Here is a 13,940-nt window from a genome sequence, read left to right as displayed (position 1 = left end):
TCCTTATTAAGTGCATAGAAAGTCCTTTTCGAACGAACAATCTCTACTATGATTTAATCATATATTACTAGTGAAAAGGTGAAAAAAATTGAAAAATTTTCTACAAAATAAAAAAAACGGCTGCAGCCGTTTTTTATTTCGCAATACGCTTAGTTCCAATATATCTTTTTGTCCAATAAGAATTGCTTACTTTATCAATGTTGACGCCTTTAGAAGCCGAGTGAATGAATTGATTGTCTCCTAAGTAAATACCTACGTGTGAAGCGCCTTTTTTATATGTAGTAAAAAAGATTAAATCTCCTGGCTGCATGTCTTTTTTTGCTACCGCTGTACCTTGTTTATACATTTGAGCGGCTGTTCTAGGTAGGTTTACGCCATTTTGTTTATGGGTATAAACCATAAAACCGGAACAATCAAAGCCTTTAGGTGTAGTTCCGCCCCATTTATAAGGAGTTCCTATGTGTTTTTTTGCTTCTGCGATAATATTATCTGCTGAGTAAGCTGCATCTGCTGATTGAACAGGTAATAAAAAGCTAATGCTTAATAAAAAAGAACATAGTAATACTTTCACCATTTTTTTCACTTGATTCACCTCGGTTACCCTTCCGCTACTAAAAGCATCTTATTTTGGTAAATTTTTCTCATGGGATAAATATATCAGAAAGTTAGCGAATATTAGGTTACATTTATTTATTAATCATGTTACAAGAATGTTACAAAAGTTCTAGTTTTGTAGTTTTTGAGAGGGATAAACGCATATATTCTGTAGAAAATCGGGGATATCCGGTGAAATATAGTCGTTTTTACCTCGTTATAATGTCAGGTTATGAATTTGGAAAGATAGAATAAAAGAAGAAGCCGACAGTTAAATAATGTCGGCTTCTTCTTATTATTAGATTGTACATTTAATTTCGACACCGTAATGATCGGAAATGATCGGCTTGTTGTTTCCATTAAAGATGACGGATGAACTCTTTGTCGCAAGGGGGCGATTAGCTAATATAAGATCGATTCTTAATCCGTCAGCGTTCTTTTCCCAGCCGTCGATTTTTCCTTTAATTGTGGACCCTTGATCTTTTTCTTCTGCTAATTGGTACGTATCATACCAACCTTTCTGCAGGAGGTAAGAGTACCCTTCTCCTTCAATATCCGCATGGTTATTAAAATCACCAAGCAAGAAGGAAAGTCGGCTATTGTCAATATGGGCATTTAGCTGATCAATTTGGTGATCCACTGGCTCCTCTTCATCTTTCCACCAGCCTAGATGACAGCTATAACAATCAATCCATTGATTGTTGTACCGGATCGTGGCTTTGACGATTTTTCTCGTTTTCCAATAATTTGTGTCGTTGCTATTAGAAACGAAGAAAGAAGTTTTTGATTGAACGGGATGCTTCGTTAATAGAGCAAGTCCTTCTTCAAAGCGGTCGTAGCCGATATGGCTGAAGTCCCAATGCATTTGATAGTCGAGCACGCCCATTTTTTGCAGTGCTTGAATCAGAAGAAGAGCAAAATTGTCTTTGCGTATTCCATCATAGAGAACGTCTTCTGAAAGTGACTGGTTCACTTCCTGAAGGGCAATGACATCATAGGATTTTTCTTTAATCGTTTCAGCTAATATCCGCATTTTATCCAGCTGATTTTCTTCGAGCCACGAGTGGCAATTTAATGTTAAAAGTTTCATCGTTTACACTCCCAGTGCGTCTTGAACGTTAGACTTGATTACGTCAGCTTTAGGACCGTAAATCGCTTGAACTCCTTTGTCTTTTAAGACTAATCCGATCGCGCCGGTTTCTTTCCATTGATCTTCAGCCGCTACCTTAGAAATATCTTTGACTGTGACGCGAAGGCGAGTCATGCAGGCATCCACATCTTCAATGTTTTCAGCACCGCCAAGAAGGCCGATGATTTTTTCCGCTTGAGGGTTGCCGCTAGCCGATTGCCCAGCTTCACCGCCAGCAGCTGGTGCTTCGTTTTCTTCAATATAATTTCCTGCGCGTCCTGGTGTTGGAAGGTTTAACTTTTTAATTAATACACTGAAAACAGCGAAGTTTAAACCAAAGAATGCTAAGCAAGTTAAGACAAAGTTAATTAAATCTTGAGTCAGTCCAGCTTTTACCGTCATTGGTGCACGTGTTAATAATTCAATCAAACCGAAAGAGTGAACACGCAAATCAATGATATCAGCCGCCGCAAAGGCAAGTCCTGTTAATATAGCGTAAACGACATATAAAACAGGTGCAACAAACATGAACATAAATTCAATCGGCTCAGTTACCCCTGTTAAGAATACAGCCAGTCCAGCAGAGAAAAACATGGATTTATAACGTGTTTTCTTATCTGGATCTACATTGCGGTACATGGCCAGTGCTGCACCAAGCAGGGCCGCAGATGAAAGAATCATTTGTCCGACTTTAAAGCGGGCAGGTGTGACATCATTCAATAATTGGTTGTAAGCTGTCATGTCTCCTGCCGCAAGCAAGTTGTTTAAGTCAGCCACCCAAGCAAGCCATAATGGATCTTGTCCTGATACAACGTTGCCTGCGCTTGTTCCAGTTAAAATGGTGTATGTTCCGCCAAGCTCCGTATAGTTGATTGGAACTGTCAGCATGTGGTGCAAGCCGAATGGCAACAATAGACGCTCAAGTGTACCGAAAATGAACGGAGCAATAATTGGCGCTGTGTTTCTGGAAGTGGCAATCCACTTACCGAAATCATTCAGTGCGCCTTGGATGAAAGGCCATACAAGAGAAAGACCAATGGCTGCTACTGTTGACCAAAGAATAACAACGAAAGGTACAAATCGTTTTCCATTAAAGAATGAAAGTGATTGCGGCAATTTATCATAGTTATAGTATTTGTTGAATAGTACCGCGCCTAGGAAACCTGAAATAATTCCCACGAATACACCCATGTTTAGAGCAGGTGCGCCAAGAACAGAGGTGAAGTAATCTTTTACAATTAGGTCACTGCCTAAAAGAGAAGGTACAGTTGCTTTTGGATCTGCCAGCATATCTCCGCTGACCCCAAATAAAGCACCGGTGATACGGTTAATCAAAATGAAAGAAAGCAAGGCTGCGAATGCACCGCCTGCTCGTTCTTTAGCCCACGAACCGCCGATTGCGACAGCGAATAAAATGTGAAGGTTGACAATGATTGCCCAGCCGATATCTTCCATTACTCGAGCGATCGTTTGGATCACTGTGATATCCGCACCGGACATGCCAACAAGCTTACCGAGTGAAATCATAATACCAGCTGCAGGCATAACAGCTACAACTACTAGTAAAGCTTTACCTAGCTTTTGCCAAAAGTCGAATGAGACCATTTTCTTCATGATCGTTTCCTCCTAAATAGGGAAATATTTAATCTATAATTAGTAATAGTTTTGGTGCAACCGCTTGCATAACTTATTGTATTAAAACCGCTTACATAATTCAATCATTTCTTAAAAAATTTCATAATTAGTCACAAGTTACTTACTAAATTTATCTATTTTAACTTAAAAGTGGGGGAAGATGATCAAATTAATGATCACTTGTGCAACCGCTTGCAAAAAAGTATCTTGCTGAACTATCGTATATTCTGAAAAAATGAAAGGTCACCGAGTCAAAGAAGGTCATAAATAGAACAGATGCGCATGAATGCAGCTATAGAAGCAAAATATATTGAAATGAATAAAGCCTTTCTTATGGTTTGCAATTTTGTGATCAACTATTAACAATCTATATTAGCGGGGATTTAGCCAAGCAAATAATCATTGACAGCTAACGTATAACCAAAGATAGTTAAATAAAAGAAGATGTCTCTATAAATGTGCTCGTTTAAACATGAACGCAGAAGAAATAAACGAAGTACGAATGAGCGGCCTCTTTTTAAGATGGTAAAAAAGGAGGGGAGCCAATGGTAACGATTAAAGATGTAGCTAAACTTGCAAATGTCGCGCCCTCTACTGTTTCGCGCGTTATCGCTAATAATCCCAGAATTAGTGAAGCCACTGCATTAAAAGTAAAAAAGGCTATGAAAGAGCTTGGATACCATCCGAATTTCCAAGCGAGAAGTTTAGCTGGCAAAAAGACTCAAACGATCGGATTGGTTATGCCAGATTCAACCGATAAAGTTTTTCAAAACCCATTTTTCCCGGAAGTGATCCGAGGTATTAGTAAAATGGCTCATGAACAGCAATATGCCTTAAATATTTCGACGGGTGAGACGGAGCAAGAGATTTATGAAAGTGTAGTTGGCATGGTTCAGGGCAGAAGAGTCGACGGTTTCATTCTGCTTTATTCCCGAATCAATGACCGTGTAACCAACTTTTTGAGGAAAAAACAATTTCCTTTCGCTGTGGTCGGAAAGCCTTGTGAACACATAGATGAAATTACGCATGTGGATACGAATAATTTTGCCGCTGCTCAAATGGTGACAGAGTATCTCATTCAATTAGGGCACCGGAGAATTGCTTTTGTGGGCGGTGCAACAGATCTTGTCGTGACGATGGATCGTGTGAAAGGGTATAAAGCTGCCATCGAGTCTGCGGGATTAGCCGTCATGAAAGATTATATTGTGTCGGAGAAATCATTGCAGGCAGGCGGTAGGGAAGCAGTCGCCCAGCTAATGAGCCTTACGCATCGGCCAACGGCCATTATAGCAATGGATGATCTCTTGGCATTTGGCATGCTGAATATGCTCCATGAACTGGGTCTCGTGGTTCCCGCCCATGTCTCTTTAGTGGCATTTAATAACATTTTGCTGACAGAAATGTCGAACCCGCCACTCACGACTGTGGATATTCAAATCTTTCAGCTTGGGTATCAGGCGACTAAATGTTTAATTGAAAGGCTCAATGATTCCAACGAGCCGGTGAAACGATTAATTGTTCCCCATCAATTGATTGAAAGAAGTTCCTGCAAGCCGCTTCATGATATGATGGCTGTAACAAAATTAGATGAACGAGAGAGCAGATAGAAGTTTATAAAGAAGGGGCTGACTCGCCAGATCGTTAAAGTGATCCAGAGAGTGAGCCTTTTATTTGTCTTTCGCTGGTTTATTTCGATTTTGATCATATGACGGAAGGTAACAAAGCAGAAAAGACACCTTTTCTCTCTAGGAGGGAGAAGGTGTCTTTTTCATTATTTCTTCACAAGGGTTTCAAGGATCGCATCCCCGTTTTTAGCAACACGGACGAGCGCGTAATTTTTATCTTCCCATTCACGCCCCGTATTCTCCGGTATAAAGAAGTGTTCGATGCCAAGAGTCAGTGTTCCAAAGCGTCCTTTACCTTGAATGGTCACCGTGTCATCTTCCACAATAGGTGCTGTATTTCCCTTGATGAATTTTGTTGTTTCATAAATCGGAACCGCTTTGTTGCTGTAAGATAGTGTATCAGCTGTCTTTCTGAGCTGGACCTGTACGCTTCCTGGACGATTTTCATTCTGTGCCTCCCTATCTCGATAAAGGGTGTGAATGGAGTAGTTCAGCTGAACGTAATCCCCTTGCAACATAGAACGCGGATCTAGCGGCTCTAACTTTAACGCTACAAGTTCGCCATTTTGCAGAAGCTGTTCTTTCTGCCAGGCAGTTCCGCCGACAAACACCAGCTGAAGCAGGAGAATAACCAGCACAGGCTTCCAGCTCCATGCAGGCCGTGTTCTGGCGTTTTCTGTATGCTTTCTTCCCCATGCATAAAAAATTAGGAAGAAGAGAGCACTGACGATAAAGAACGCGAGCGATTTGTGAAGCAGCGTCCAGATATACTCGTAATATTTCCAGATGAGAAACCCTGCGAAAGCGATCCAAGTAGGCCATAGATAAAGCCGCGATGAATGAGCAGGATGAGTCAGATGCCAATATAGGTAAGCAATGAAAAGCACGTGATAAAAAATAGTTAAGCCAACTGGCGAGTTCGTGACATCCATCGTGAGGGCAAATAAGTAACCAACCGACAGAAGGTAGGCTCCAAGTCCAAAGGGAACTCTCTTAAACTTTAAGAAGATAGCTGCATTGATGACCCCTAAAAGCAGCAACATCATTTTTAATGATTCATTAGGGAGTTCGTATTTCATGACTAGACTCATCAGAGCATTGATCAATCCAAAGTTAGCCGCTAAATAATAAAGCAAGGCCTGAGTTTTCTTAAATAAGTAAAGAGTTAAGGCGACCAGAACAATGGTAATCAGCCATGTATCCCAAATAGCGGGCTGCATGAAAGAGAATAGGAACAGAAAAGCAATTCCCGTAATTTGCAAGGTGATCTGAATCACCAGGTATGCTTCATTATTTATTTTCAATCCAACTGCAATACAAATGATGCCCAAGACTAGATAGCCAATTTCTAAAGCATTGCCAAATCCGAACATCATGACTACGAAAGAACTTAAAGAGCCGATAGCGATAAGAGTCCCCAGAAAGGACATGACGCCCACAAAGAATTTCAGCGTATATCGGGTCCACTTTTTATCAGTATCTTTCGCTATTTTCGCAAGCTTCTGCAAAACATAAATACTAAATACAAATAAGCCGATCAATAATAAGAAGCCTGTGTAAAAAATGAATTCACCAAATACCATAATATAGATATAAAATGTGTTATAGATGATATAAGAACCGGAAAACAGCAGGTGGATCGCCATTTCAAGCGGGTGTTTTTTGCGTTCATTTATGAATTTTCTCCAGAACTTCACGATGAAAGCAATATAGATTCCGTGTAAGACCAGGAAAACGAATGAACTTGATGCAAAACTCTCCAATATGTCGTAAATAGAATGTTTAATCAGCAAGAAGATAGCACAGTACTGGATAATCCCTAGTGAAATAAAGGCGATTTTTTCTAAATTAATACGATTCCAAAATAGGTATAATCCTATATGCAGCACGATCAAGCCGAGGTAAATGGCAAGTTCTTCCCATTCGTTATACTGCACCCAGACGCCGGTAGGGTAAAGTTTCATCCATACGGTCAGTTCAAATAATAAAAATGATAGCCAATAAAATGGCTGATACTTCGTAAACCAAGCTAGAGCCGCTGTTGGAATTAGCCAGATAAGAAACAATAGATAAGAATCAGCGTGAGAATTATACAATTGTCCGATTAAAGCTACGCTCACACCAAACGCAATAGCTGCAATAAACAGCCACCAATTTCCTAAATAAGCAAACCACGAACTCCTTTTATAAAGCGCGGATGCTCCGTAGCTGATCAGCAGAATGGAGAGACTTAATCCAATCTTAACGGGACGATCAAGCAGCGCCCAGTTCGACGCGAAAAAATAAACCACTCCAGCAATAAAAAAGATAAGTCCAAGAATGTAGGGAATATCGCCGCGTTTTTTCAACAACATAATGATCCCTCCTTATAATCTAACTATAATACGAAAGACAGTGTTTTGGGGATTTTTCAAACATTTTTTCAAAACAAAAGAGCCTGAGAATTCATCCTGCTGAATTGTTCAGGCTCTGCAATCAAACAGTCATCCCATTCCTTAGGCTTTTTTAAACAGGCTGGCGAAGACAACAGCAGACATGGCGAGTGCTATATAAGAAACGATGGCCGCATCGCCCCAATTCTGTACCGCAATACCAATGAAAGCCCAGATAAACACAAGCGGAAAGGCAGCATCTCTATGTGAAAGTCGGAAGGTGACCGCAATTCCCGTGGCGATCAGCAGCAGAAGAATCGCCCAGAACGTATCAGACAGGCCGAAACCATTCCAGTGATAATATTTCAGCACATAACTGATATTGGCGATCGTTGCTACGCTGATCCAGCCTAAATAAACGGAAAACGGCAAGCGGTCCATAAAAGAGAAGTCGACCTGTTCAATTTTTTGATAAAGCTTGATGAGTGTAATTAAAAATGCGAGCATCACCAGCACTGTAAAAGCGAAGAACTCATAATGCCATAAGAAAATCCACGCGATATTGAGTAAGCAGCTCAGAATGAAGAGCAGGTGGGTTTGTTTATATAGAGGCAAGTTTCTGCGCTCTTTAGGAATCTGTCGTATGACCCAAATGCCTAAAAGTAGGTATATGAATCCCCAGATCGAAAACACATAGCCGGCTGGTGTAAACAGTACGTTTAGTCGGTTTGAAATTTCACCAGTTGTTTGACCGTTCAAGGGCAGTGCGTTAGCAGCCGCATTCACCGAAATAACAATAATTAGCGCCAATAAATTCACAATAAATATTCGCATTTTTTCATCTCCTTACCTATAGTTTCCCCCTGAACAAATAAGAAAAAACTACGGTAAGCACATTTCAGGTTCAGTGAGTAAGCCTTAATTTATTATATGAAAAAATGCCGCAATCATAACCGCGCATCGCCTTCTATTATCTGTATGAGCGGTGCTGAGATGTTATAATATAAAAAGTGTATATATGAAAGGATGTTCTTATGAGTAAAACAGTAGTATTAGCTGAAAAACCGTCTGTAGCCCGTGACATTGCCCGCGTGTTGAGTTGCGGAAAAAAGGGAAACGGCTTTTTAGAAGGCAGTCAATATATCGTGACATGGGCGCTTGGTCATTTAGTCACTCACGCAGACCCTGAAGCATACGGGGATCAATATAAAACATGGAATCTTGCGGAGCTTCCGCTGATGCCTGGTCAGTTAAAAACCGTGGTCATCAAAAAAACAGGCAAACAATTTCAAGCAGTTAAAACCCAGTTAAACCGCAAAGATGTAAAGGATATTGTCATTGCAACAGATGCCGGCCGTGAAGGGGAGCTTGTCGCACGCTGGATTATTGATAAAGCACATGTGAAAAAGCCGGTAAAAAGGCTATGGATCTCTTCTGTGACAGATAAAGCCATTCGGGAAGGCTTTAAAAAACTGAAGGATGGCAATGAGTATGAGAACTTATATCGTTCTGCTGTAGCCAGAGCCGAAGCAGACTGGCTTGTAGGAATTAACGCGACGCGAGCGTTGACTACTAAGTTTAATGCCCAGCTGTCATGCGGACGAGTTCAAACACCGACCATTGCTATGATTGCGAAGCGCGAACAGGAAATTAAAGAATTTAAACCGAAAAGCTACTATGGAATGACAGCAGTAGCAGGGGATATGAAATTAACATGGAAAGATGCAAAAACGAATGACTCAAGAACGTTTTCAAAAGATAAGCGCGACAGTCTGATAAAAGGGATAAGAGGCAAGGATGCAATTATTGCGGATGTGAAAAAAGCTGCGAAGAAATCTTTCGCTCCTGAGCTATATGATTTAACTGAATTGCAGCGGGATGCACATAAATTTTTTAATTTCTCTGCAAAAGAAACCCTGTCAATTATGCAAAAATTATACGAACAATATAAGCTTGTGACGTACCCGAGAACTGACTCGCGATATTTATCAAGTGATATGGTTTCTACGCTGAAAGAACGTGTAGAGGCGGTAGAAATTCGTCCGTATACACCGTTTGCGTCCAAGATTTTAAAACGCGGCATTAAGTCTAATTTAGCATTCGTGAACGATGCTAAAGTCAGCGATCACCATGCGATTGTTCCAACCGAGCAAACGGCTATTTTATCTGACTTAAGCGATAAAGAGAGAAAGATTTATGACTTGGTTGTTAAACGTTTCTTAGCTGTGCTGCTTCCGCCATTTGAATATGAACAGACGACAGTAGAAGCGAAGATCGGCAGTGAGACATTTACAGCGAAAGGGAAAGTGATTAAAAACCTTGGCTGGAAAGAAGTCTATGGAAAAGAAGAAGATGACGAAGCCTCACTTCCTGCTGTTAAGACAGGAGAAAAGCTTGGAGTACAAGCTTTAACAGAAACACAAGGTGAAACTTCTCCGCCGCCTCGATTTAACGAAGGTACGCTGCTAAGTGCGATGGAAAACCCATCTAAACATATGGAAGATGAGAACAAAGCCTTGAAGCAGACGCTCACTCAAACAGGCGGCCTTGGCACCGTTGCTACAAGAGCGGATATTATTGAAAAATTATTTAATACATTCTTAATTGAAAAGAAGGGGAAGGATATCTTCCTTACTTCAAAAGGACGGCAGCTTTTAGAGCTTGTGCCAAACGATCTGCAGTCGCCGGCGTTAACCGGCGAGTGGGAGCAAAAGCTTGATGCGATAGCAAAAGGAAAGCTGAAGCCGCAGCAGTTCATGCAGGAAATTCGCGGATATGCTCAAGCAGTCACGACTGAAATTAAAAACAGCAATAAAACGTTTAAGCATGACAATATATCAGGCAAACAATGTCCAGATTGCGGAAAGATGCTTCTTGAAGTAAACGGGAAAAAGGGAAAAATGTTAGTCTGTCAGGATCGTGAATGCGGACATCGTAAAAATGTAGCTAAGCTGACAAATGCCCGCTGCCCAAATTGCCATAAGAAACTAGAACTTCGCGGTGAAGGAGAAGGACAAATCTTCGCCTGCAAATGCGGACATAGAGAGAAAATGTCAGCTTTCCAGGCACGCCGTAAAAAACAATCAGCCAATAAAGCTTCGAAACAAGATGTTAATCAATATTTGAAAAAGCAAAACAAAGAAGAACCAGTTAACACTGCTTTGGCAGATGCCTTAGCAAAATTGAAGTTATAGTCAGTAACCCCCGATAAAGGATCAATATCGGGGGTTTTTAGTTGGAGAAATCGAATAAAAATTAGTTATTATGAATAAAAATGAGGGTGATAAAAGCGCTAAAATTTCTTTTAAAAGAAAACAAATCTTGTAATTTTTAATCGAAGCTGTCTATAATTGTTTATTGAAAATTCAAAAATAAGAGGGGGTTCAAACATGCCTATTAATATCCCAAGACAATTGCCTGCACGCGAGGTGCTAGAGAAAGAAAATATTTTCATCATGGATGCAGATCGAGCGAAAAGCCAGGACATACGGCCGCTAAATATTTTAATTCTTAATTTAATGCCGGAGAAAGAAAAAACAGAAGCGCAATTGCTAAGGCTGCTTGGAAATACACCGCTTCAAGTGAATGTGTCGTTTATGCGGACGGCGACCCATGAGTCGAAAAATGTCAGCAAGTCGCATTTGGAACAATTCTATACGACATTTGAAGAAGTGAAGAACCGGAGGATAGACGGCATGATTATTACCGGTGCCCCAATTGAGTTAATGGAATTCGAGGACGTCAATTACTGGGAAGAGCTAAAAGAAATCATGGATTGGGCCGAAACGAATGTCACTTCGTCTTTGCATATTTGCTGGGGAGCTCAAGCTGCACTCTATCATCATTTCGGCGTGGGGAAATTCGAGCTTCCTGGGAAATGTTCAGGAATATACAAGCATACGGTGCAAGAGCCGAAAGAGAAGCTGCTGAGAGGATTCGATGATGAATTCTTTGCTCCTCATTCCCGTTATACGGATGTGAATGCAGAAAAAATTCAACAGCATGAAAACCTGATGCTTCTTGCTTCTTCTGAGGAAGCTGGTCCGTTTATTATCATGTCAAAAGACGAGAAGCATGTGATGATTACAGGTCATTTAGAATACGAGGCACAAACGCTCGCAGAAGAATACGACAGAGATTGTAAAAAGGGAATCGACATAGAAACGCCAAAAAATTATTTCCCGGACAATAATCCGACAAAAAAACCGCTAAATGTGTGGCGTTCACATGCACACTTGCTATTCTCTAACTGGCTGAACTACTATGTCTACCAAGAAACTCCGTACGAGTGGAGTTGAAAGGGCAAGGGGCAAGATAAGCGAGTAAGAGTTTAATTAATAAAAAACACCGGACCGCTTGGTAGCAGTCTGGTGTTTTTTTATAGCTTGAGTCCTAAAAAGTGTGAAATAAAGGTATTTTACTTTGAATAGTATCCGGCATTAAATATCTGGCGTACACCTTTATGAACACGTGCCTTTTTTAGTTTTCATAAAATTGAATGCGGCGGTCTTCAAAAACAGGAATCCTTTCTCTGATTTCTTCCACTTTTGAAAGGTCTATATCCCCAATCAGCAGCTCTTCGCCTTCACCAGCTTCGGCAATTATTTCACCCCATGGATCAATAATGATTGAGTGTCCGGCGAAGACATTGTTAGGGTCTGATCCGCTTCGGTTACAAGCTACTACGTAGGATTGATTTTCAATGGCGCGGGCAAGCAGGAGGGTGCGCCAATGATCGACCCGTGCTAAAGGCCATTCAGCAGGTACAAATAATACTTTTGCTCCGTTTAGGACATGTTTTCTCATCCACTCAGGGAAACGAATGTCATAGCAAATGAATCCAGCCATTGTTTCATCTTCAAGTGTAAATAAACCGTCCTCAGCACCAGCCTGCAAAAACTTCTCTTCCTCCATAAGCCTGAATAAATGCAGTTTGGAGTAGGTTTTGACTAAGTTGCCTTTGTTGTCGATGACAATCAGTGTATTTTCAACACCGGCTTCTTTACGGTTAGCTACTGACCCGGCCACTAAATGCATGTTATGTAATTTAGCTTGTTCTTTTAAAAATTGAATAGCCTCTTCTGCGTTATCATCAGCAATTTCATCCAGCCTGGTCAAGTCATATCCAGTTGTCCATAGCTCGGGCAGAACCGCCAGTTGGCAGCCTTGATCCGCGGCCTTCTTAAACCAATCTTTCACTTTTTTATAATTTTGTTCTGGCTGCCCAAAGGCAATATCCATTTGAATACAAGCCGTTTTTAACAACATTCGCACTCTCTCCTCTTTCAGAAAATTCTCTCTTTACATTCTGTACCTTTCGTTATACCATTATTAACTAGAATTTAAAAGTGGGGGAGACTGGAAAAATGAAAACTTTTGAGCAGTCTAAAGTGCTCCATGCTTTGCCGGATCAGTTCTTTGCGAAGCTTGGCGTAAAAATTAAGAAGGCATCAAATGAAGGACGGGATTTAATTAATTTAGCCCAGGGAAATCCGGATCAGCCGACACCTGAGCATATTGTACAAGCATTAAAAGAGGCGGCGGACAAGCCGGTTAATCATAAATATTCTCCGTTTCAAGGGTTTCCTTATGTGAAAGAAGCGTGTGCTGCATTTTATGAGCGGGAGTATGGAGTGAAGGTCGATCCAGAAACAGAAGTGGCTCTTTTGTTCGGCGGAAAAGCAGGGCTTGTAGAGCTGCCGCAATGTTTATTAAACCCAGGTGACGTCGCTCTAGTTCCGGATCCTGGCTACCCTGATTACTGGTCTGGCATTGCGCTGGCAGGAGCGGAGATGCATATGATGCCGCTGAAAGAAGAGAATGGTTTTCTGCCGTGCTACGAGGACATTCCGGACGATATTCTTGATCGTGCTAAACTGCTGTTCATCAATTATCCGAATAACCCGACTGGGGCAATGGCGGATCTTGAATTTTATAATCAAACGATCGAATTTGCCAATAAACATGATATCTGTGTGGTGCATGATTTTGCTTACGGTGCCATCGGTTTTGATGGAAACAAGCCTGTCAGTTATTTAGAGGCTGAGGGAGCAAAAGAAACGGGACTTGAAATCTACACCATGTCAAAAACATATAATATGGCCGGATGGAGAATAGGCTTTGCCATTGGGAATCCAAGTGTTATTTCAGCGATTGAATTACTGCAGGATCACTTGAATGTCAGTTTATTCGGAGCTATTCAAGAAGCGGCGGCTGCCGCATTTTTAGGATCGCAGGAGTGTGTCTACGCGCAGTCTGATACATATGAATCCCGCAGAAATGTGCTGATTGGCGGGTTGAGAGAAATTGGCTGGGAGGTCAGTGCGCCGGCAGGGTCGTTTTTCTCTTGGTTAAAGGTTCCGAAAGGGTATACTTCAGTGGAATTCAGTGATCTTTTACTCGATAAGGCAAATGTAATTGTGGCGCCTGGCATCGGCTTCGGAGAATATGGAGAAGGCTACGTCCGCGTAGGTTTGCTCGCCTCTGAGGAACGAATGAGAGAAGCGATTCAAAGAATTAAGGCTTTAAATATTTTTTGAAAGACCTGTTGACAGGTTCTTCTAAACGTGCAATAATCCAAACTAA

General features: G+C 41.2%; 10 protein-coding genes. 4 read left to right on the top strand and 6 right to left on the bottom strand.

What is annotated here, in order from left to right; all coding sequences use genetic code 11:
• Window positions 1-133: 133 nt before the first annotated feature.
• From JOC78_RS12500 to JOC78_RS12490, 3 genes are all read right to left on the bottom strand, one after another.
• Window positions 134-583 (bottom strand): C40 family peptidase, encoded by a 450-nt coding sequence (locus tag JOC78_RS12500; protein ID WP_420829938.1) that lies wholly within the window; start codon window positions 581-583, stop codon window positions 134-136.
• Between the two features lie 309 nt (window positions 584-892).
• On the bottom strand, window positions 893-1,684 hold the full coding sequence (locus tag JOC78_RS12495) for an endonuclease/exonuclease/phosphatase family protein (protein WP_204556399.1): 792 nt from the start codon (window positions 1,682-1,684) through the stop codon (window positions 893-895).
• A 3-nt stretch (window positions 1,685-1,687) separates the two neighbouring features.
• On the bottom strand, window positions 1,688-3,337 hold the full coding sequence (locus JOC78_RS12490) for a PTS transporter subunit IIBC (protein ID WP_204556398.1): 1,650 nt from the start codon (window positions 3,335-3,337) through the stop codon (window positions 1,688-1,690).
• Between the two features lie 566 nt (window positions 3,338-3,903).
• Between JOC78_RS12490 and JOC78_RS12485 the strand changes: the two genes are divergently transcribed.
• Entirely contained in the window at window positions 3,904-4,965 is a 1,062-nt protein-coding gene (locus JOC78_RS12485) for a LacI family DNA-binding transcriptional regulator (RefSeq protein ID WP_204556397.1), read from the top strand.
• 164 nt (window positions 4,966-5,129) lie between these two features.
• Here the strand turns inward: JOC78_RS12485 and JOC78_RS12480 are convergent, their stop codons facing one another.
• Both JOC78_RS12480 and JOC78_RS12475 read right to left on the bottom strand, forming a co-directional pair.
• Window positions 5,130-7,337: a GDYXXLXY domain-containing protein gene (locus tag JOC78_RS12480; RefSeq protein WP_204556395.1), complete on the bottom strand. Its 2,208-nt coding sequence runs from the start codon at window positions 7,335-7,337 to the stop codon at window positions 5,130-5,132.
• A 141-nt stretch (window positions 7,338-7,478) separates the two neighbouring features.
• The gene (locus JOC78_RS12475) at window positions 7,479-8,189 is read right to left on the bottom strand and encodes a TspO/MBR family protein (protein ID WP_204556394.1); all 711 of its coding nucleotides are present in this window, start codon (window positions 8,187-8,189) and stop codon (window positions 7,479-7,481) included.
• A gap of 200 nt (window positions 8,190-8,389) precedes the next feature.
• Between JOC78_RS12475 and JOC78_RS12470 the strand changes: the two genes are divergently transcribed.
• Window positions 8,390-10,549: a DNA topoisomerase III gene (locus JOC78_RS12470; protein WP_204556393.1), complete on the top strand. Its 2,160-nt coding sequence runs from the start codon at window positions 8,390-8,392 to the stop codon at window positions 10,547-10,549.
• A gap of 195 nt (window positions 10,550-10,744) precedes the next feature.
• A complete protein-coding gene (gene metA, locus JOC78_RS12465) occupies window positions 10,745-11,653 on the top strand; it encodes a homoserine O-acetyltransferase MetA (protein WP_204556392.1) in 909 nt (302 codons plus the stop codon).
• Between the two features lie 181 nt (window positions 11,654-11,834).
• Here metA and JOC78_RS12460 read toward each other — a convergent pair whose 3' ends face one another.
• The gene (locus tag JOC78_RS12460; RefSeq protein ID WP_204556391.1) at window positions 11,835-12,623 is read right to left on the bottom strand and encodes a carbon-nitrogen family hydrolase; all 789 of its coding nucleotides are present in this window, start codon (window positions 12,621-12,623) and stop codon (window positions 11,835-11,837) included.
• Window positions 12,624-12,721: 98 nt separating this feature from the next.
• Between JOC78_RS12460 and JOC78_RS12455 the strand changes: the two genes are divergently transcribed.
• Window positions 12,722-13,894: a pyridoxal phosphate-dependent aminotransferase gene (locus JOC78_RS12455; RefSeq protein WP_204556390.1), complete on the top strand. Its 1,173-nt coding sequence runs from the start codon at window positions 12,722-12,724 to the stop codon at window positions 13,892-13,894.
• The last annotated feature ends 46 nt before the right edge of the window (window positions 13,895-13,940 follow it).

Origin of the sequence: Bacillus ectoiniformans, from assembly GCF_016908875.1 — a bacterium.
GTDB classification, from domain to species: Bacteria; Bacillota; Bacilli; order Bacillales; family Domibacillaceae; genus Bacillus_BX; species Bacillus_BX ectoiniformans.
Note: the sequence above shows the minus strand (reverse complement) of the source record. Positions and strands in the feature narration are given on the sequence as shown.